At 69.3% G+C, this 19,640-nt stretch carries 18 protein-coding genes; 14 read left to right on the top strand and 4 right to left on the bottom strand.

The features are described 5' to 3' along the window. Positions 1–30 precede the first annotated feature (30 nt). The 10 genes from E5671_RS02440 (at position 31) to E5671_RS02485 (ending at position 11,912) form a co-directional block, all read left to right on the top strand. Positions 31–594, top strand: coding sequence for a glutamine amidotransferase-related protein (locus tag E5671_RS02440; protein ID WP_160502180.1), 564 nt, complete (start codon positions 31–33; stop codon positions 592–594). 73 nt (positions 595–667) lie between these two features. Further along, entirely contained in the window at positions 668–1,804 is a 1,137-nt protein-coding gene (locus tag E5671_RS02445; RefSeq protein ID WP_336605631.1) for a Glu/Leu/Phe/Val dehydrogenase dimerization domain-containing protein, read from the top strand. Further along, positions 1,801–3,453, top strand: a complete 1,653-nt coding sequence (locus E5671_RS02450; protein WP_160502181.1) for an AMP-binding protein — start codon at positions 1,801–1,803, stop codon at positions 3,451–3,453. The genes E5671_RS02445 and E5671_RS02450 overlap by 4 nt, the downstream gene beginning before the upstream one ends. Before the next feature lie 111 nt (positions 3,454–3,564). Further along, positions 3,565–4,887 carry a pyridoxal phosphate-dependent aminotransferase gene (locus tag E5671_RS02455; RefSeq protein ID WP_160502182.1) on the top strand — a complete coding sequence of 441 codons (1,323 nt, stop codon included), beginning with the start codon at positions 3,565–3,567 and terminating at the stop codon, positions 4,885–4,887. Positions 4,888–4,997: 110 nt separating this feature from the next. After that, positions 4,998–5,891 carry a fumarylacetoacetate (FAA) hydrolase gene (locus E5671_RS02460; RefSeq protein ID WP_160502183.1) on the top strand — a complete coding sequence of 298 codons (894 nt, stop codon included), beginning with the start codon at positions 4,998–5,000 and terminating at the stop codon, positions 5,889–5,891. Positions 5,892–5,968: 77 nt separating this feature from the next. Further along, complete coding sequence (gene tap / locus E5671_RS02465; RefSeq protein ID WP_160502184.1) at positions 5,969–8,113, top strand: telomere-associated protein Tap; 2,145 nt, start codon at positions 5,969–5,971, stop codon at positions 8,111–8,113. A 3-nt stretch (positions 8,114–8,116) separates the two neighbouring features. Beyond that, positions 8,117–8,674 carry a telomere-protecting terminal protein Tpg gene (gene tpg / locus E5671_RS02470; RefSeq protein WP_160502185.1) on the top strand — a complete coding sequence of 186 codons (558 nt, stop codon included), beginning with the start codon at positions 8,117–8,119 and terminating at the stop codon, positions 8,672–8,674. Between the two features lie 135 nt (positions 8,675–8,809). After that, positions 8,810–10,564: a pyridoxal phosphate-dependent aminotransferase gene (locus E5671_RS02475; RefSeq protein WP_160502186.1), complete on the top strand. Its 1,755-nt coding sequence runs from the start codon at positions 8,810–8,812 to the stop codon at positions 10,562–10,564. Next, positions 10,561–11,364, top strand: coding sequence for a phosphatidate cytidylyltransferase (locus E5671_RS02480; protein ID WP_160502187.1), 804 nt, complete (start codon positions 10,561–10,563; stop codon positions 11,362–11,364). The genes E5671_RS02475 and E5671_RS02480 overlap by 4 nt, the downstream gene beginning before the upstream one ends. Before the next feature lie 50 nt (positions 11,365–11,414). After that, positions 11,415–11,912 carry a GNAT family N-acetyltransferase gene (locus E5671_RS02485; protein ID WP_160502188.1) on the top strand — a complete coding sequence of 166 codons (498 nt, stop codon included), beginning with the start codon at positions 11,415–11,417 and terminating at the stop codon, positions 11,910–11,912. 68 nt (positions 11,913–11,980) lie between these two features. On the opposite strand, the gene E5671_RS02490 is transcribed toward E5671_RS02485, so the two are convergent. Then, positions 11,981–12,223 (bottom strand): MarR family transcriptional regulator, encoded by a 243-nt coding sequence (locus tag E5671_RS02490; protein WP_202120942.1) that lies wholly within the window; start codon positions 12,221–12,223, stop codon positions 11,981–11,983. Between the two features lie 52 nt (positions 12,224–12,275). Further along, complete coding sequence (locus E5671_RS02495) at positions 12,276–12,611, bottom strand: ArsR/SmtB family transcription factor (protein WP_160502190.1); 336 nt, start codon at positions 12,609–12,611, stop codon at positions 12,276–12,278. Positions 12,612–12,816: 205 nt separating this feature from the next. On the opposite strand from E5671_RS02495, the gene E5671_RS02500 reads away from it, so the two are divergent. Beyond that, a complete protein-coding gene (locus E5671_RS02500) occupies positions 12,817–14,280 on the top strand; it encodes an MFS transporter (RefSeq protein WP_202120943.1) in 1,464 nt (487 codons plus the stop codon). A 52-nt stretch (positions 14,281–14,332) separates the two neighbouring features. Here the strand turns inward: E5671_RS02500 and E5671_RS47275 are convergent, their stop codons facing one another. Together E5671_RS47275 and E5671_RS02510 are read right to left on the bottom strand one after the other, a co-directional pair. After that, positions 14,333–14,845: a Pycsar system effector family protein gene (locus E5671_RS47275; RefSeq protein ID WP_336605632.1), complete on the bottom strand. Its 513-nt coding sequence runs from the start codon at positions 14,843–14,845 to the stop codon at positions 14,333–14,335. Beyond that, entirely contained in the window at positions 14,830–15,549 is a 720-nt protein-coding gene (locus E5671_RS02510) for an adenylate/guanylate cyclase domain-containing protein (RefSeq protein WP_160502191.1), read from the bottom strand. Before E5671_RS02510 ends, E5671_RS47275 begins: the two co-directional genes overlap by 16 nt. Positions 15,550–15,853: 304 nt before the next feature. Between E5671_RS02510 and E5671_RS02515 the strand changes: the two genes are divergently transcribed. The 3 genes from E5671_RS02515 to E5671_RS02525 are packed head-to-tail and all read left to right on the top strand — an operon-like array spanning position 15,854 to position 18,752. Further along, a complete protein-coding gene (locus E5671_RS02515; RefSeq protein ID WP_443032554.1) occupies positions 15,854–17,428 on the top strand; it encodes a transposase in 1,575 nt (524 codons plus the stop codon). 3 nt (positions 17,429–17,431) lie between these two features. Continuing rightward, positions 17,432–18,214 carry an ATP-binding protein gene (locus tag E5671_RS02520; protein WP_160502192.1) on the top strand — a complete coding sequence of 261 codons (783 nt, stop codon included), beginning with the start codon at positions 17,432–17,434 and terminating at the stop codon, positions 18,212–18,214. 1 nt (position 18,215) lies between these two features. Beyond that, a complete protein-coding gene (locus tag E5671_RS02525) occupies positions 18,216–18,752 on the top strand; it encodes a hypothetical protein (protein ID WP_160502193.1) in 537 nt (178 codons plus the stop codon). Positions 18,753–19,640 lie beyond the last annotated feature (888 nt).

Here is a 19,640-nt window from a genome sequence, read left to right on the forward strand (position 1 = left end):
ACCAACACCTCAGCGACAGGAGCAGAGCACGTGGCGACATCCCGGGTTCTCGTGGTCAACAACGGGACTCTTTCCCTCAAGCAGCTGCGCAAGCGCTTCGAACAACTGGGCTCCGAGACCGACACGATCGACGCCGCCTCGGCGCCCGGCAGGCTCGACCCGAAGTACCAGGCCATCGTGTTGAGCGGCACCAAGGTGCGGGCCTTCGACAGCGACTACTACCGGCCCCTCATCGATCTCGTGATGGGAGCCAAGGTCCCGGTCTTCGGCATCTGCGGCGGCATGCAGATTCTCGCTGTCGCCAACGGCGGCCAACTGGCCGAGGGCCCGCAGCGCGTGGGCGGCTACGACGTACAGGTCGACAAGGAGGAGCCCATTTTCTCCTACGTCAAGCCGACCGTGACGGTCTTTCACCGCCACACCCTGTACCTGCAGGGCACACCGGAGGGCTTCCGCTCCATCGGACGCTCCGAGCACGCGCCCGTGGAGTTCCTCCGCTCGGACGACGGCCGCATCTTCGGCGCCCAGGCCCACCTCGAGTTCCGCAACGACGGCATGGAGATCCTGCGCGGCTTCGCCGAGATCTATCAGTGATCAGCGGCACCGCCGCTGACCCCCCCATCAGTACCCACACAACCGCTTCGAACCGATCACGAGGTCCCTGGCAGTGAGCACTCAGAATGAAAACCCTCAGGTGGAAGAGGCCCAAGACCCCGCTTTCACCGTGTCGTTGAACGGCAGCGGCGGCGCCCTCAAGGGCTGGGTCGTCGTCGACTCGCTGCACGACGGCCTCGCCATGGGCGGCACCCGGATGACCACCGGAGTCACCGAGGAGGAGGTGGCCGGTCTCGCCCGCGACATGACGCACAAGTTCACGCTCGCCGGACTCCCCATCGGCGGCGCCAAGGCCGGCATCGTCTCCGACGGCAGCAACCGCGAGGAGACCTTCCGCACCTTCGGCCGTACCGTCAAGCCGCTCCTGCACGGCGGCATCCACCTCGGCATCGACATGGGCGTCACCCCCGCCGACCGTGCCGTCTTCTTCGACGAGGCCGGCTACGACCCCCGCTACCGCCTGGGCGCCCCGGACATGCCCATCGACTGGCGCACCTACTACGAGCCGCTGATCGACTGCACCGGTCATGGCGTCGGAGTCGCGGCGCTCACCGCACTGGAGGCCAGTGGCCGCACCGAGTCGGCGCGGGTCGTCATCCAGGGCTTCGGCGCGGTGGGCCGCGCCGTCGCCCGGTTCCTCGAGGACCGCGGGCACGTCATCGTGGGTGTCGCCGACATCGGCGGCACGCTCAGCGCGGACCGCCTGCCGGTGGCCGACCTGATCGCCATCACCGACGAGTTCGGACGGATCGACCGCTCCCGCCTCCCGCACGACGTGAGCGTCTCGACGCAGCCGGACGCCTGGCTCGACGTCGACGCCGACCTGTTGATCCTCGCGGCGCAGAAGTACGCGCTCAACGCGGAGAACGCACACCGCCTGCGCGCGGGTCTGGTCGTCGAGGGCGGAAACCTCGCCTCCAGCGTCGAGGCCAAGGAGAAGACGCGGGCCTCCGGCGCCACCCTGGTCCCCGGCGTGATCGCCAACATCGGCGGGGCCGCGTCCGCCGCCCTGGCGGTCACCCGCGTCGTCCCCTTCGACCTGCCGGCACCGGCACGCAAGGAATGGGTCTTCGACTGGGTCGGCGACCGCGTGCGGCAGAACACCTTCGACCTCCTGGAGATCGCCGCGGCCGACGCCGGCGACCCGCTGCCGCAGCTGCTCACCGCACGCCGGAAGGACCGCCGATGACCACCGCCATACACACCGCGCCGATATCGGACGCCCCCGAGGACCGTGAGGCCGAGTACCGCCGCCGCGGCTGGTGGCGGGAGGAGACCTTCCTCGACGACCTGCGCCACCAGGCCGCCAAGCGCCCGCACAAGCTGGCCGTCGCGGGCCGCCGGGTCAACCAGGGCCGCACCGACACGCTCGACTACACCGAACTCGCCCAGATGACCGAGCGTTTCGCCGGAGCCCTGCTCGAACTGGGCGTACAGCGCGGCGACTTCGTGGCCGTGCAGCTGCCCAACCGGTGGGAGATGGCGCCCCTGCTGTTCGCCTGCATCCGCGTCGGCGCCGCCATCTGCCCGATCTCGCCGATCTGCGACGAGGAGGAACTGCGCCACCGCCTGGAACTCACCGAGGCCCGCGTGTGCGTCACCGTCCCCGAGTGGGACGGCGCCCCCCTGGCCGACATCGTCACCCGCCTGAGCACCGAAGTGACCACCCTGGAGCAGGTCGTGGTGGTCGGCGGCCGCACCCCCGCGGGCGCCCGCGACTTCCACGAGCACTTCGTCGGAGTCAACTGGGAAGAGCGGCACGCCACCGCCCTGCAGGGCCGCGAGCTGAAGCCGGACGACCCCTTCGTCGTCCTGTTCACCTCCGGCACCACCGGCCTGTCCAAGGGTGTCCTGCACAGCCAGAACACGATCCACGCGGCCGTACGCGGCTACGTCGACACCTTCCTCCTGGACGAGACCCTGGTCGCCGCCGTGTCCACGCCGCTGGTGCACTACTCCGGCTTCGGCCAGGGCATCCTCGCCGGCGTCATGCTGGGCGGCACCATCGCCTTCCAGGACGTCCGCAAGAACGAGGTCCTCCTCGACCTCGTGGAGCGCTACGGCGCCACCCTGCTCTACGGCCCGCCGCCCACCCTCATGGACATCGCCGAGTCCCTGCGCGCCGACAAGCGCGAAGTCAGCACCCTGCGCCACGTGGTGACCGGATCGGCGCCGGTACTGCAGCCGCTGGTCGACGAGCTCCGCGACACCCTCGGCGTGCGTACGTACTCGCTGTGGGGCATGTCGGAGAACGGCCCCGTCACCATCACCAAGCTCGACTACGACCAGGACTGGGCGGCGCACAGCAACGGCCGCCCGATCGATGCCATGGAGATCCGCATCGACAACTGCAAGAACCCCGACGAGCGCGCCTCCGTGGGCCGCCTGCGGGTGCGCGGTGCCTCCCTGGCCCTCACCTACCACAAGCACGACGACCTGTTCGCGGCCGAACTCACCGCCGACGGCTGGTTCGACACGGGCGATGTGGCGCGCGAGGACGGCCGCGGCGGGATCCGAGTCCTTGGCCGGGCCAAGGACGCCATCATGCGCGACGGCGTGGTCGTGCCCATGGCCGAGCTCGAGTCGACCATCGCACGCCACCCCAAGGTGTCCGAGGCCGCGCTGGTGGGCCCGACCGGCCAGGTGACCGACGAGATCCTCGCGGTGCTCGTCCACAACGGCGGCGACAAGCCCTCGCTGGAGGAGATCCGCGAACACCTGCGGTCGGCGGAGCAGCCCGAGCGCTTCTGGCCGGACCGCGTGGTGGTCGTCGACAAGCTGCCCAAGACCCTCACCGGAAAGGTCCGCAAGGCCGAACTCCGCAAGCTCTACGGCTAGAGCACAGCCCGCGGCTGCTGAACCGTGGCCGCTGAACCGCGGCCGCAGAACCGCAGCCGCCGAACCGCAGCCGCTGAACCGCCGCCCGCCATCCGACCGTTGGAGTCAGCCATGCCCCAGCCCACCACCACGGTGACCATGTCGGCGACTCTCGCCGCCGACGAGGCCATCGCCCGCCGACGCCAGGCCGGAGAACAGGTGATCTCCATGGCCAGCGGCGAGATCGGGCTGCCCGTCCTTCCCGCACTGCGGGCCAAACTCGCCGAGGCCGCTGGCCGCAACGCCTACGGCCCCGTGGCCGGCAGCCTCGCCTTGCGCACCGCCGTCGCCGGCTACTGGCAGCGGCGCGGCCTGGCCACGGACCGCGACCTGGTCGTGTGCGGTCCTGGCAGCAAACCCTTGCTCTTCGCACTGCTCCTGGCCGTCGGCGGCGACGTGGTCATCCCCACACCGAGCTGGGTCAGTTACGCCGCCCAGGCAGAACTGATCGGCGCACGGCCCATCCCCGTCCCGATCCTGCCGGGCCAGGGCGGCGTACCCGACCCCGACCTGCTCCGCGAGGCGGTCACCGCAGCCCGCGCCGAGGGGCACGACCCGCGCTCCGTCGTGGTCACCACGCCGGACAACCCCACCGGCACCATCGCGGCACCCGACACCGTACGGCGTCTTGCCGAGGCGGCCAGGGACCTCGACCTCACCATCATCTCCGACGAGATCTACTGCGACCTCGTCTTCGACCCGGCAGCGACCCCGGCCGTGTCCCCGGCGGTGTATGCCCCCGAGCGCACCGTGGTGACCACCGGCCTCACCAAGAACCTGGCACTCGGCGGCTGGCGGATCGGAGTCGCCCGGCTGCCCGACAGCGACACCGGACGCGCAGTGCACACACGCCTGACCGGCATCGCCAGCCAGATCTGGTCCAGCCCCGCGGCACCGGTCCAGGAGGCGGCCGCCTACGCCTTCGGCGAGCCCGACGAGGTGATCGAGCACATCGCCGCGAGCCGCCGCCTGCACCGGACGGTGGCCCGCGCGATGTCCCAGCGGTTCGCCGCCGCAGGAGCCGTACTGGCACCGGTGACGGCCACCTGCTATCTGTACGCCGACTTCGAGCCGCTGCGCGACCACCTCGCCCAGGCCCACGGCGTGCACACCGGCGCCGAGCTCGCCCAACTCCTCGTCGAACGCTACGGAGTGGGACTGCTGCCGGCGAGCGCCTTCGGCGAACCCGGCACCTCCCTGCGGGTGCGGGCCGCCACCAGCCGGCTCTACGGCGCCGACGACGAACAGCGCACCGCCGCCCTGAACGCCACCGACCCCCTCGCCCTTCCCTGGATCCGGGCATCGCTCGACCGCGTCGAGGAAGTCCTTGCCGACCTCATCGCCCCGGCCGCAGCCCAGCAGGAGAACACGCAGGAGAACGCGCTCAGCGCCTGATCCACCGTCACACCGCACGCACGGACCCGCCTCCTCCCCCCCCCGGCGGCGGTCCTGCTCCAACCACCGCGCGGCCTCGGGCCGCCCACCCCCTAGAAGGGCCAACCACCATGTCCATCCTGTTCGAGTGCGAGTACAAGGGCGAGCGGTACGCGGGCTTCGACAAGCCGGCCCCCGGCCGGACCCAGACCCTCTACCGGGTCTCCGACGGCCGGCTCCAGGCAGAGTTCCTCGCGGCCGACGGCCCCGAGGCGGTCATCGCCTCCATCACCGCTCAGGCCGAGCAGATCACCGTCACCGCCGGCGACCCCGAACTGCGCTACCTGCCGCCGCTGCTGCCCACGGCCAGCGGGAACGCGCTGCTGAGCGGCTTCATGCGCACCCACAAGTCCAAGTTCGACACCGAGCCCAGCGAGGACGAGGAGTTCGTCGCCCCGAACTGGTTCTTCAAGGGCTTCGGTTCCTGGCTGAAGATGCCCGACCAGACGCTGGTCGTCCCCGAGAAGCCGGTCGCACTGATCGAGGAGCCCGAGGTCGCCCTCGTCTACGTCAACGACGACCAAGGCGCCCCGCACTACGTCGGCTACACCTTCGGCAATGACCTGTGCGACATCGGCCTGCACCGGGAGAACCCCGGCTGGAACCCGTACTGCAAGCTGTGCGACACCTCCATCGCCCCCTGGCTCTTCCTCGACGAGCCGCCGCAGTCGGTGACCGGCCAGGTCACCATCGAGCGCGACGGCGCCGCGGCCTGGCAGGGGAAGTTCTCCTGCGGCGGCGACTCGCTGTACTTCAAGATGCAGGACATGGCGGACCACCTGTTCACCTACCCCGCCGTCCGCCGCCCCGGAATGGTCAACTACGTACTCCTGGGCGCTGACGAGGCCAGCTTCCACGACGGATTCCGGATCGCCGACGGCGACCGGGTGACCATCGACGTGCAGAGCCACGACGTCGTCCTGTCGAACGTCATCCAGTACGGCGGCCGGCCCACGACGGCGTGAAACCGGAGACCCGGACACGTAGAACGAGTTAAATAAATAGGTTAAATGTACGGGTAAGTTTCTGTTAGCGTGGGGGAATGGCCACGGAAGAAGAGCTGTTCGCCTCGGTGGACGCGCTGCTGGAGGAGGAGCCGCAGCTCCCGCCTCCGGCGGAGCGCGCCCGGCTGCGTGAGGCCGCCGGGATCACGCAGACCCGTCTGGCGACGGCACTGAAGACGACGCCCCAGACGGTCAAGAACTGGGAGAACGGCAGGAGTTCGCCGAAGCCGCCCCGCCTGGAGGCGTACCAGCGGCTGCTGAAAGGCTGGGCAGCGAAGCACCCCGCGCACAGAGCTCCTGCCGCGGCATCCGCGCCATCCGCGCCGGCCGCCACGCCCCAGCCCGAGCCGGTTCCCCAGACGTTCCCAGGCCCGGCCGCACCCGAAGCGCCGAGCACGCAGAGCACGCAGAGCCCCGCCCCGGCGGCTCCCGCCGCCCCGGCAACCCCGCAGCGCAGCACCCCCCCTCGTACGACAACACGCCGGCCCGCTCGCAAACACGTGGCGCCGAACATCGCTGCCGCCCCTTACCAGCACGGGCCGCTGGCCGTCCTGGACGGCGACGGGAACGCGTACGGCGTCGAAGGCATCGTGCTGGACTGCCCGGCGACCACGATCCCGGAACTGGTGGAGTGGACCCTGAAGGAGTCCGGCCTCGGAGCCGCGAAACTCAACCGCCACGGCAAGGACTCCGACCCGCTGATCGTGCTCACCGCGGCGGCCGCCGTGAAGCTCGGACTGCCGGAGCGCCTGGAGGGCCACGAGCAGCGCCGCTCGCTGCGACTGCCCGACGACCACCCGGTCGTCAAGCAGGTGACGAAGGCGAAGTGGAAGCTCACACAGCGCGGGTTCGGCCCCTGGGCCCGCATCTACCGCAAGGCGCAGGGCACCCAACGCCAGTGCGTGCAACTCGCGCTCCTGTCCTGGGACGCCCTCGACGAGCGGTCCTGGCCGGGCGTCGCGGAGATGGAACCGGCCGACGTCGCCCGCGTCCTCGGGGTGTACGCGACCCGGGTCATCACCCCCCGCGGATCGACGGCCGTCTCCGGCCTGGAACTGATGACGGCAATGCGCCCGCCGACGAAGGCCGTACGCGACCCGGAGACCGGCAACTGGGTGTCCGGCCACAACCCCGGCTCGCTGGGGACGGAGCCGATGGACCCCGCTCCCCCGGAGGCCACCGCCGAACACCCCGTCGTCGTGAACTCCGGCTGGAGCGGCGGCTTCCTCGACGAAGAGGCGTACCAATGGGTGCGGTCGGTGGACTCGCTCAGCGACGAGGAGTGCACCCTGCCGTACGCGGTCGGCCTGGACCTCAACGCCGCCTTCCTCGCCGCCGCCGCGCGCCTCACGGTGGGCCTGTCCGCCCCGGACCACTTCCACGCACCGAAGTTCAACCCGAAGATCCCCGGCTCCTGGCTGGTCGACCTCAGCCACATCGAGCTCGACCCGCGCCTGCCCAGCCCGTTCACGCCGGACGGCACCCGGCCGGCGGGCCCGGCCTGGTACCAGACGCACACCGTCGCCTACGCCCAGGAACTCGGCCACGACGTACACCCGATCGAGGCGTACCTGCGCCGCGAGACCGGCGCGTACCTGGACCCGTGGCACGACCGGCTCAAGGCGGCGTACGTCGACACCCTCGCCGAACTGGGCGTCACCCGGGACATGGAAGACCGGCAGTTCCTCACGGCGATGGAGCGGCACAAGCAGGTCGATCCGGCCCTGGCCGCCGTGCTCGCGGCCATCAAGGCCACGGTGAAGGGCGGCGTGGGCAAACTCCGCGAGCGCCCGCAGGGCAAGTCCTACAAGGAGGGCGAGCGGTGGCCGGCCCTTCAACGGCCCACCTGGCGCCCCGACATCCGGGCCGCCGTCATCAGCAAGGCCCGCGTCAACATGCACCGAAAGCTGCTGAACATGTCCCGGATGACGGGCCTGTTCCCACTGGCCGTACTGTCGGACTGCGTCGTCTACCCCTCCCCGGGAGACAGCCCGCTGGACTTCCTGCCGTACGCCGCCTCCGGCAAGCCGCAGCCCGGCGGATTCCGCCTCGGAGCCACCCCGGGCCTGGCGAAGCTGGAGGGTGTCCAGTCGATGCTGTGGGCGGTCGATCTGATGGAGAAGGGCTTCAACCCGGCACGGCACATCAAGGGCGGCGACGCCGTCCTGGACGAAGGGGAGTAGGCCGTGGGTGAGATCGAGGACGCGATCGAGCGCGCCGACCGGGAGTCGTTCACCCGCCAGCCACCGAAGACCCTCAAGGCCCAAATCGGCTACCTGATCCGGAAGTTGGGCAGCGCGAAGGCCGTCGCGCAGGAGATCGGAGTCACCGCCGACTCCGTCAACCGCTACCGGCGCGGCGCCCGCAAACACGCCCGCCCCGACGTCGCCGCGAAGATCGACGACGCGGTACAGGCCCGCTGGCAACCGCAGGTACGCAAACGCCGCCGACGCCAGGCCGCCGACACAGGCGGCATCACGGTGGAGACCCGAGCGAAGTTCGGCTACACGGCACCGATCGGCACAACAGACGACGGCCGCTTCCGCCGCCTCACCGTGCACCTCCCCCCGACGTACGCACAACGCCTGTTCCACGCCCGCGAAACGGGGGCCGACGACCGGGAGATGCGCGGCATCATCGCCGAAGGACTGAAGGACGTGTACTTCCAGGACGGCGGAGTCCGCGCGATGGGGCTCTCGGACGTCGAGATCAACGACATCGACTACATGGACCTCGACTTCTGAAACACGGTCCTTCGCCCGAGCAAGAGCATGCGCCTGAGTACGCGTACTCAGGCCGACTGGGTTGCCCGGCCCTGTCGCGGCCGATCCGCGTTCCTCATGATGCAACGGTCCCAACCCGCGTCGAAAGAGGTGCTCATGGGCCGTGACCTGGAGCTGCGTGCTGCCACTGAGGAGGATCTCGAATGGATCCACGAACTGCGTCACCGGGTGTACGCACAGGAGCTGGGACAGCATGCGCCGGATCCGACCGGCTCGCTTCGCGACGGCCTCGACGGCGAGAACGTCTACCTGGTCGCGGCGCGAGGAACGGCCCGAATCGGCTTCGTCAGCCTGACTCCGCCCTGGCTGGGACGGTACGCGCTGGAGAAGTACCTCACCCGCGACGAGTTGCCCCTGCTGACCGAGGACGATCTGTTCGAGGTACGCATCCTCACGGTTGAACCGCGCTGGCGGTCCACCGCGGCGGCACCGCTGCTGATGTACGCGGCGCTGCGCTGGATCGCCGCCCGCGGCGGCCGCCGTGTGGCGGCAATGGGGCGCGCAGAGTTGCTCGACATGTATCTGGCCGCCGGTCTGCGCCCGGTGGGCCGTACCGTCCGCAGCGGTGCGTTGACGTTCGAGGTGCTGGCCGCCGACGTGAGCGAGCTGACGAAGCTCACGATGGACCGTTACCGCACCACGCTGGCACGCCTGGGGTCCGAAGTGGACTGGCGCCTTGACGCGGCGTTCGCACCCCGGCCGGACGGCTGCGAACACGGCGGCGCCTCGTTCAGCGCCATCGGCACGGACTTCCGCAGCCTGCACCGCCGCCATCAGGTGGTCGCGGCCGACGTGCTGGACGCCTGGTTCCCGCCGGCCCCCGGGGTGCGGGCAGCGCTCACGGAAGATCCGGCCTGGGCCGCCCGGACCTCGCCACCGACCGGCGCGGAGGGCCTGCTGGCGCAAATCGCCACGGCCCGCGCGCTGCCGACCAAGACGCTCACAGTCGGCGCCGGTTCATCCGACTTGATCTTCAGGGCATTTGGCCAGTGGCTGACCCCGGAGAGCAGGGTGCTTCTGGCAGACCCGGGCTACGGCGAGTACGCGCACGTCACGGAAAGAGTGATCGGATGTCGGGTGGACCGGTTCCGGCTGCGCCGTGACGACGGCTGGCGGATCGATCCGGCCCGGCTGTCCGCCGCCGTCGAGCACGGCCGCTACGACCTCGTGGTGGTGGTCAACCCGAACAACCCGACCGGACGCCACATGCCGGCCACCGAGTTGCGCTCGGTGATCGCTGCCGCGCCGGCCCGAACCCGCTGGTGGATCGACGAGGCGTACCTGGGCTACGTCGGTCTGACCGAGTCACTCGCCGACCTCGCCGCGACGGACCCGCGCGTAGCGGTCTGCACCTCACTGTCCAAGATGTACGGGCTGTCCGGCCTGCGGGCGGCGTACATGGTGACCGAGCCGACCATCGCAGCGCAGCTACGCCGATGGACGCCGCCCTGGCCGGTCAGCCTTCCGGCACAGCTGGCCGCGGTGGCAGCACTACGCGACCCGGCGTACTACAGCGACTGCTGGCATCGCACCCACGCGATGCGCGGGCAACTGGCCGCCGACCTGGCCGGCCTCGACGAGACTCTGGTGGTCGAGGAGGCCGTGGCGAACTTCCTCACCGTGACCTTGCCGGCCGACGGGCCGAGTGCCGCACAACTGGTGAACGAGTGCCGCCGCCACGACGTATACCTGCGCGACCTGTCGCCGTTGTCGTCGGAGTACCAGGGGCGCACCGTGCGCATAGCGGTCAAGGACACCACCGAGAACGCGCGCATCGTGGCCGCCTGCCGGGCCGCCCTGGACGCACTGCGGCCGAGGGAGAGCGTTCCCGCCACCGGATCCGCTCGGTGATCACCGTGGCCTCCCTGGCGCCCTACCTCGGTGGGGCGCTGGCACTGGGCGGCATCGCGGCGGCGGCGTCCCAGCGCCGTGAACTGCTGATCCGGTGGTGTGCCTGGGCGGTCGGGGTGCCATTGGTCACCGGTGCGTTCTGGCTGGGCCGCCCGGGCGCCGCGGCCCTGGCCATCTTGGCCGGGGTGATCGCGGTGATGGAGTTCGGCGGGCTGATGCGGCTGGGCCGGGTGGACCGGGCGGTGCTGGCCGCGGCGGTGGCGGGCGTGGTCCTGACCGCCTGGCTGGCGCCCGGCCAGGAGCTCCGGGCGGTCGCGATCGGGGCACTCGCGGTGGCCGCGGTGCCGCTCCTGACCGGCGACGCCGACCACGGCCTGCGCCGGCTCGGCGCTGCCCTGCTGGGGCTGGCCTGGCTGAGTGTGCTGGCCGCACTGGTGCCGCTCGGCGCGAGCGCCCTCGCGGTGTTCGTAGCGGTCTCGGTCGCCGACATCGTGGCGTACTTCGCCGGCCAACGGCTGGGAGGACCACGGCTGTCGCCACTGTCCCCGGCCAAGCGGTGGAGCGGAACTCTGACCGGATCCGCAGCCGGCCTCGGCGTGCTCGCCGCACTGTCCGCCCTGAGCTGGCCGATGGCGGCGGCGGTGGCGATCGGCGGCCCAGCCGGCGACCTCCTCGAATCCATGATCAAAAGAGGCACGGAGGCCAAGGACGCAGGCAATTGGCTACCAGGCTCCGGCGGCCTGCTGGACCGAATCGATTCACTGCTCATCGCGCTGGCAGTCCTACTCGTCCTGCGCTGACCCTCAACCAGACATGAGGACTGTTGTTCGAGGTCGATAGGCTGCGCGCCATGGAACCGATGATCAGCGTCCTCGCCGCCCATGACATCGACGGCCTGAGGCCGCTCTGGCTCCAACTGCAGGCGCACCACCGGCAGGTCGGAAGCCACTTGGAGGCCGTGGCGCCCATGCGCGCGCCTGAGGACACCTGGCGAGTGCGGCGCGACCTGTACCTGGAGTGGCTGCGGTCGCCCCTCACACGGGCGTTCACCGCGGATGGCGGGAATCGCCTGCTGGGATACGCGATGGTCCGGGTCGCCGAGTCACCAGGCTCATGGCAGTGGGGCGAGCGGGTCGGTGTCCTGGAGACGCTGGTGGTCGACGCGGACGCCCGCGGCGGGGGCATCGGCCAGGCCCTCGTATCGGCCGCCCGCGACCACCTCGCCCAGCATGGCGTCCAAGTCATGAACATCTCCGTGCTCGCCGGCAACGACGCCGCCCACCGCTTCTACGAGCGCGAGGGCGCCACCGCGTTCGTCCGAACCATGGTGATGCCAACTGGCGGCTGACAAGCCGCCGTCGACATCCTTTCTGGGTCGAGCCCGCGCGCCCCGAGGAGCCAGAGCTCACCTTCGCGTCAGCCGGTCGGCGTGAACGCCTGCGCCAGCCGGGCGAGGGCGGGCTGGTTCTCGGCCTCGCCCAGCCCTTCCCTTACGGCGTGGGACGCCGGTAGCCGCAGTCGCTCGATCAGGGTGCGCCCGGCGGAAGTGAGAACCGGGCAGACGCAACGGCGGTCCGGTGCGGAGGAGGTGCGCGTCACCAGTTGCCGCTTCTCCAGTCGGCTCACGAGCCGGGTGACGACGCTCGGGCTGAGGCCCACAGCAGGAAGCTGAACTCCCGGACGCTCAGGTCGCTTTGTTCCTGCAGGACGGCTATGAGGGCTTGGCGCCTTGATCGGACTCGGCATCGAGCCGGGCCCCTTCGAGGATGGCGTTGAGCAGGCCCGGATAGCGGGTGTCGAGGTCCTCGCGTCGCAGGGACAGCAGGTTCTCGCGGCCCGAGGGCCGCTGCCAGATGACACCGCTGTCGCGCAGGACGCGCCAGTGGTGGGTCATGGTCGACTTCGAGATGCCGTCCAGAATGCTTCCGCAATTGTGTTCCCCCCCGTCGTTCAGGACGCGAACAACGGTCAGCCGCATGGGGTGCCCCAGCGCGGAGAGGACGGCCTCAATCCGGATCTGATCGCGATCGGGGTGACGGGAGATCATTGTCCCACTGTACTGCGACAGTCGTTGAATCTAACTGCTCAGCCAGAGCGTCGCCCTGCGCGGGTGTGAGGGGAGGTTCCCGCGACCTGCCAAAGTCGTGGCGGGAGGGGGCGGCCCCGTTGCAAACAGTCCGACTGTACGTAAAGATACGAACAGTCGTACTCGCCGGGCTGCCCGCCCATGGCCGAAGAGGGGCTGACCTCCCATGTCCACTTCACCCACGCTGCCGACAGGCGCCCCCGCCTCGGGGCCGCAACGCCTGGGCTGGAGTCTGGCGCTACTGGCCCTGGCGCAGCTGATCTTCTCCCTCGACCTGAACATCGTCTTTGTGGCGCTGCCCGACATCGGCGCGGACCTCGGGTTCCCGGGACAGACCCAGCAGCTGGTGGTCAGCGCCTACGTCGTCCTCGCGGGCGGCTTCCTTCTGCTGGGCGGGCGCGCAGCAGACCTCTTCGGCCGTCGCCGGGTCTTCATCCTCGCTCTGACCATCTACGCCGTCTCGTCCCTGGCCGGCGGTCTGGCAGAGAGCCCGGCCGTCATCATCGCCGCGCGCGCCGTCCAGGGCATCGGCGGTGCGCTGCTGCTGCCCTCGACGCTCTCCCTGATCAACACGCTGTTCGAGGAGGGCCCTAAGCGCAACAAGGCGCTCGCCGTCTGGGGCGGTGCCGGAGCCAGCGGCTTGACCGTCGGCGCACTCCTCGGCGGCGTCCTCACCGAGAGCTTCGGCTGGCCGGCCGTCTTCTACGTGAACGTGCCGCTGGCCGGCGCCGTAGCCCTGGCCGCACTCGCCGTCATCCCGCGCGACGCGCAGCCCACCGAGAAGCGCAAGTTCGACCTGCCCGGCGCGCTGACCGCCACCGGCGGTTCCACCCTCCTGGTCTTCTCCCTGGTCGAGGGCCCCGAGATGGGATGGACCTCCGCGACCGTGATCGCCGCCTTTGTTGCAGCTGTGGTTCTCCTTGTCGCCTTCGCGGGCGTCGAGGCGCGCAGCAAGGACCCGCTCATGCCCTTCCGCCTCTTCCGGAACCGCAACCTGAGCGTCGGCATGACGGTGACCTTCCTCTACATGGCCACCTTCGGCACCCTGCCGTACTTCCTGACGGTCCTGATGCAGAACGTGCACGGCTACAGCGCCCTGCAGACCGGTCTGGCCTTCCTCGTCCCGTCGGTGGCCATCGCCACAGGCACCCAGCTCGGTGAGCGTCTGACCACTCGCCTCGGCACCCGCACCACGCTGATCGCGGGCTTCGTCATCGGCGCCGTCGGCACCGCCATCCTGGCCCTTGGCTTCGACGCCGATGCCACCTACCTCACGGCACTGCCGGGCCTGATCATCTCCGGAGTCGGCCAGGGCATCGTCTGGACCGCCATGTGGATCGCCTCCTCCACCGGCGTCGCCCCCAACGAGCAGGGCATCGCCAACGGCATGGCCTCCACCACCCTCAACATCGGCAACGCCATCGGCCTGGCCATCCTGACCGTCATCGCCGACGCCGGCACCGGCGGCAAGGCGGGCGACGCCCTGCGGGAGGCCACCGCTGCGGCACCGCGTGTGGGTGTCACCTGGGTGCTGCAGTTGTTGGCGGGAGTGTTGGCTGTGTTATTGCTGGTGAGGTGGTTCCTGCTCGCTGGTGGTGACATTTTGATGCGGCCTGTGCGGTGTCATTGACGTGCATTGTCGCTGGACAGTGACGTGCGATGCCTGTGGCCTCGTGGGGGAGTTAGGCGATGTAGCCGGCGATGAGAACGAGGGTCCCGCCGAGGCCGGCGAGGATGAAGGAGAGCTGGACGTGGCGGTGCTTCTTCCAGGCGATCTTGCTCATGTTGATGAGCTGGTTGCTGAGGATTGGCAGCATGTCCTGTTGTTCGAGCTTCTGGGTGAGGGCTGTCGGTTCCCAGAACTGCAGGTGGCCGAAGTAGATGAAGTTGTTGGGTGCTTCGGCTTGTAGCTGCTTTCGGCTGCGTAGACGGGGGGCGACGACGGTGATTGCGCACAGGGCGCCGGCCATGATGAGGAAGATGCCCGCCCACAGCGGTGCGCGTACGCGGAGGCCGGTGAGGTTGTCGAAAAGGTGGCCTTTGCTGGAGAGCGCAACGATGCCAGCGAGGGTGGCTGACTCCAGGGTGAGTGCGAAAGATGCTTTGGCGTCGACCCGTGCTGTCCATTCACCAAGTGCCTGGTGGATTCGCCATGCGGTGTCGCGCGGGTCTTGGGCAGTCACGGCTTCGACCACCAGGAGGACTTGTAGATGGTGATGGTTTCGCCGCCGACCTCGCGGGTGTAGGGGCCTTCCCACATGAGGCGCTTGTCGTCGCCGCTGCTGTACTTCGTGTGCTCGGCGATCTTTTTGAAGACAGCTTCTGTGACGTACGTACGGTAGTTGCCGTTTCTAATGTCGCTGAGCTTGGCGGCAACGTTGGGTGCTCGACCGATGGACACGAGGTCGTTGCTGCCTCGCACGCCGCCGCGGACGACGAGGGCGGTACCTGTGTCGATTCCGACGCAGTGCTTGATTTCGAAGCCCTTGCTCTTGATGGAGGACAGGTTCGCCTCCACTCTGGGGGCCACGATCTTCTGGACAACGTGGTTGATCTGCAGTGCGCATCGTGCGGCATCGGTGTTCTTACTGTCCCCCATGAAGATCGCCATGACCCGATCGCCGTCAAAGCTTCGGATGTGGCCGCCCCTCGCCTTGATGACCCGGCAGGTGGCGTCCAGGTAGGCGCGGATGACTTTGGCGGCCGTGGTGCGGGTGAAGTCGCGGGCGAGGCCGGTGGAGTCGGCCAGGTCTGCGTAGAGGTAGACGGCGTCGATCTCCACGGCTCCGTTGCCGAGCTTCACGTTGTCCGTGGTGGGGACGACTGTCCCCTTGCGGGTGTCCCAGTCAGAACAGACGACGCTTGTTACAGCTGCGTCGATCTCATCGGCAAGCCCCATAAGTCATCCGATCTCCATGTGAATTGGGGGATGCAACCTATCAACGGGCACTGACAACGCTCAGGGGTCTGTACGGGTCCGTCTCTTCGTGATGGCGCTTGTACCGCAGGTCATGGGCAGTTGTCTCCTGTTCGCGGCTTTTGGGTTTGTGTTTGTTTCCTGGCGGTCTCATGGGGTGAGCCGTTTGTTGGCCGGGATCGGGCCGGGGTGGTGGTGCGCGGTGTCTGTGCTGCCGGGAGACGACGTTCTGGCCGGTGGGGTGCTGCCGTCCGGGGTGGGGCGTGAGGGCGCGGTTGTCCGTCTGATGGCGCTGGATGCCCAGGGTGGGTTGACGTCGGGGCATGTGCGTCTGGTGGCGTCGGCGCTTGACGTTTCTGTCCGCACGGTGCGCCGTTGGGTCGAAGCTGCTCGCAATGAGGGACGGGCTGGTCGGAGGCCGCGTCCCAGGTTCTCGTTGACACCGCGGATGCGTGAGTTGTTGGCGGTGTGGGGTGGGAATGTGGCCGCGGTGCACCGTGAGCTGACCGCCGAGGCTGAAAGGGACGGACGGCCCGGGACGGTGCCGTCTCTTGCGACGTTGCAGCGCGCCGTACGGCAGGATTTGTCGGCGGGGGAGCGGGCGGGCCTGAAGGGCGGTGAGGCTGCCAGGCGCCGCTATGACGTGTACGGCAAGCGCCCGCGGACGCATCGCAATGCGTGCTGGGAGGGGGATCACAAGCGGATCCCGGTACGCGTGGATCTCGAAGGCTCTGCGGTGTGTCCGTGGGTGACGTGGTTCATCGATGTCGCGACGAAGGCGATCGTGGGCGTGGCGGTCACTCCGCATCAGCCGGCGAGGGACGCGGTCCTGGCCGCGCTGCGCACGGGGATCAGCCGCACCGAGCCGTACGGCCCGTTCGGTGGCCTGCCCGGCGTGGTGCGTGTCGACCGGGGCAAGGAGTTCTTGTGCCGGACCGTGGAGCGCGCCCTGGGCGCCTTCGCGGTCCCGGTCCACGATCTGCCTGCCTACAAGCCGTACCGCAAAGGCACCGTCGAGGCACTGAACGACGCGGTGGAGGAGATGTTCCTGGTCTCTCTGCCTGGCTATACCCGCAGGGCCCGGCCGGTCGGTGCTCACCGTCCGGACCAGGTGGATGACCTCTTGTCGTATCCGGAGTTCGTCGAGGCTTTGCTGAGGTGGGTGCAGGGCTGGAACACCGGCCACCGTCCTGAGGGCCTCGCGAAGGGGATGACACCGTTGGCGGCGTGGGAGGCGGATCCAGCACCGGTCGAGGACGTCGCGGAGGAGCGCCTGGCGTTTTTCGCGATGGAGGACGACGGCCGGGTCCGGAAGATCACCACGAACGGGATCAGCTGGCGGCGCCGTGCCTACATCGCGCCGTGGATGGCCGGGCACGTCGGCATGCGGGTCCGGCTGCGGTATCTGCCGCACTACGACGGGCAGATCGAGGTGTTCACAGTCGAGGAGTGGGGCCGTCACCTGGGCAGCGCCTATCTGGCCCAGGCGGCGACACTGGAGCAGCGCCGTGCGCTGAGTTCGGTCAGGGAGAAGAAAGCCCGCGCGCTGAAAGCCGACCTCAAGGCGGCGGAGAAGCTGCGCAAGGCCCGCTACACGGCCACGACCACGGCTGCCGTGCCCCGCCCGCGGCGTGCGGTCACCTCCTCTCAGGCCGAGGCGGAGATCGCCCGGTCAAGGGGCACGGATCTGGCGGCCCGGGCGCTCCCGGACTTGATCCCTCCCCGCGAGCCCCCGGCTTCCTGGGCCCGGCCGGTTGTCCGCCCTCCCCGGACGGCCGACTCGCAGACGGGTGCCGGGCCGGCAGTCGACGGCGGACCGCCTGAAGCGGCTGATGTACGTGATGACAGCGGGGAGCGTTGAGCGATGGTGACTGCTGAGCGACAGGGCCGACTGCCCCGGGAGCGGGAGGACCACTTCATGCGCCTGCCGGGCGCCCAGGTGGTCTCCACGCGCGCCCTGTTGATGGTGCGGGAGAACATCCGTGCCGCGATCGAGGCCAGAGCCATGATCTGTATCTACGGTCAGGCGGGCCGGGGCAAGTCGCTGGCGGTGAACACCTCGCTGCGTGAGCTCGCGCCGAAGCTGACGCGCCGGATCCAGTTCCGCTCCCGCCCCTCGACCCGCGACCTGCGCCACGAGCTGTTCCACGCCCTGGGCCTGCAGGGCCGCCCACCGGGGCAGCCGATCGAGTTCGACAGGATGCTGCGCGGCGCCTTGGAGGAGAGGCACGTCCTGGTCTGTGACGAGGCGCAGTGGCTGTCGAAGATGTGTTTCGAGTACCTGCGTTACTTGTGGGATGACATCGGCTCGGACCTGACGATCGTGTTCACGGGCGGGGACGGCTGTTTCGAGATGCTGCAGAGCGAGCCGATGCTGGAGTCCCGCGTGTACGCGTGGCAGGAGATCGAGCCCATGCCGCTGGAGGAAGTCCTCACCGTCATCCCGGCCTTTCACCCCGTGTGGGCGGACACGGACCCGGACCTGATCGCGATGTGCGATGACGAGGCCGCGCACGGCAACTTCCGGGCCTGGGCGAAGATCACTCATCACCTGACCGCCGGGATGAAGGAATCCGGACGGATCCTTGACGAGGATCTGTTGCGGTGGTCCTACAGCAAACTGCGCCAACGTCCGGTGGTGGCCTGAAGTGTTGGACTGCCCCAACCCTCCGCCGGTCACGGTGGTCCTGGACCCGTACGACGACGTGGTCCACACCCGGGCGGCCCTGGCATCCCACGCCCCGGATCACGGACGCCTCACCGTTCACCCCACCCCGGGGACCGACGCCGCGATCGCACTTGCCTACGACATCCTGGCCGCCCTGGGCAAGCCTGTCCCGCTGGTCGGCTACCGCCCACTCGACACGGCCCCGGCCTGGACGATCGCCGCCGCCTGGATCCTTGCCACCCCCATCACCCACCTCACCCTGCTGCGCGCCCACCTGCTCACCCCGCACCGCCTCCAAGACCTTCTGGCCCTGCGCCGGCGTACGGGGGTGCGTCTGTTCCTCGTCTGCCATCACCGGGCCATGCGGGCATTTGTGGAGCGTGAGCTGCGCCAGCTGGACCACAGGGTCGCTGAGGCCTCAGCTCTGCTGCCCGAGGCCGAGCCGGCCACCTCGGAACGCCAGCACCGCAAGCGGCACGGCCGTTGGCGAACCGCTGGCTCAACTTGCCCGCCCTGACCACGCTCAGTACTTTCGACTCCGCCACCCGCCCTTGCCAGTGCACAGCACCCATGGCCGAAGACCGGGATTTCTTCGCCCCCACCCTGCCTGCCCTCACCACAGCAGAGGTCTCCCACCGGCTGCACCACGCCACGGCGTACCCCCACTTGGCAGCCCGGCTCGCCACCGCCGTCTTCACTGCGGCCTCCACGACGCAGCTGAGCACAGCCCACGTCCGTGATCTCGCCCCTGACGCCTCCACCATCACCCTTCACGAGCACGGGCTACGCCAAGGCTGCATGACACACCACGTCCCCAGCTGGGCACGCCCCCTGCTTCTCGCCGCTGCTTTCACCTGGCGCATCACCACAGGTACCAGCGGGACGCTCTTCAGCGACCCGCTGGGAGGCCAGGGGCTCCCGTCTCTGACGGCGTTCGCCGAGCGCTGCAAGCTGCGCCCGCCCCAGCCGCCCCGTCCCAAGCGACGCCGGAGCAGGCGAGAAAGAGCACCGAGCCCGAAGGAGCCAGTGAAGACCATCTGGCCTGTGTCTACCGCTCATTACAGGCTCTCGTGGACCAGGGACGAACCCGATCTGATGCAGGGCTGTCCCTATCCGCCTCCTCACACTCGAAGGACCATCGAGAGGCGGAAGAAGGGATGGCTGCCACCTGACTACGGACTGCGCGAGCTTCGGCACCTGCGCTGAATGGCACTGCGTTCCTCATGCGCGCCACGTTGTCACTGATCCTCTAGGGGGCAGGATCGGGGCGGCCCACCCGTTCCAGACTCAAGCTGCACTTCGTTTTGAAGCACGCCTCTGGGGCCCACCCTCCGGCACACCACCACCCCGTTACTGCCGGGCCGTCAGGCCCGTTGGGTGGGCCGCGCGAAGCGTGGCACGCCTG

Source organism: Streptomyces sp. BA2, from assembly GCF_009769735.1.
In the GTDB taxonomy this organism is placed as follows: domain Bacteria; phylum Actinomycetota; class Actinomycetes; order Streptomycetales; family Streptomycetaceae; genus Streptomyces.

What these genes read in the sequence shown, in the direction of transcription:
- E5671_RS02450 (WP_160502181.1), top strand. Translation starts at nt 1,801, where the DNA reads ATGACCACCGCCATACACACCGCGCCGATATCGGACGCCCCCGAGGAC.
- E5671_RS02455 (WP_160502182.1), top strand. Translation starts at nt 3,565, where the DNA reads ATGCCCCAGCCCACCACCACGGTGACCATGTCGGCGACTCTCGCCGCC.
- E5671_RS02460 (WP_160502183.1), top strand. Translation starts at nt 4,998, where the DNA reads ATGTCCATCCTGTTCGAGTGCGAGTACAAGGGCGAGCGGTACGCGGGC.
- tap (WP_160502184.1), top strand. Translation starts at nt 5,969, where the DNA reads ATGGCCACGGAAGAAGAGCTGTTCGCCTCGGTGGACGCGCTGCTGGAG.
- E5671_RS02475 (WP_160502186.1), top strand. Translation starts at nt 8,810, where the DNA reads ATGGGCCGTGACCTGGAGCTGCGTGCTGCCACTGAGGAGGATCTCGAA.
- E5671_RS02485 (WP_160502188.1), top strand. Translation starts at nt 11,415, where the DNA reads ATGGAACCGATGATCAGCGTCCTCGCCGCCCATGACATCGACGGCCTG.
- E5671_RS02495 (WP_160502190.1), bottom strand. Translation starts at nt 12,611, where the DNA reads ATGATCTCCCGTCACCCCGATCGCGATCAGATCCGGATTGAGGCCGTC.
- E5671_RS02500 (WP_202120943.1), top strand. Translation starts at nt 12,817, where the DNA reads ATGTCCACTTCACCCACGCTGCCGACAGGCGCCCCCGCCTCGGGGCCG.
- E5671_RS02510 (WP_160502191.1), bottom strand. Translation starts at nt 15,549, where the DNA reads ATGGGGCTTGCCGATGAGATCGACGCAGCTGTAACAAGCGTCGTCTGT.
- E5671_RS02515 (WP_443032554.1), top strand. Translation starts at nt 15,854, where the DNA reads ATGGCGCTGGATGCCCAGGGTGGGTTGACGTCGGGGCATGTGCGTCTG.
- E5671_RS02520 (WP_160502192.1), top strand. Translation starts at nt 17,432, where the DNA reads ATGGTGACTGCTGAGCGACAGGGCCGACTGCCCCGGGAGCGGGAGGAC.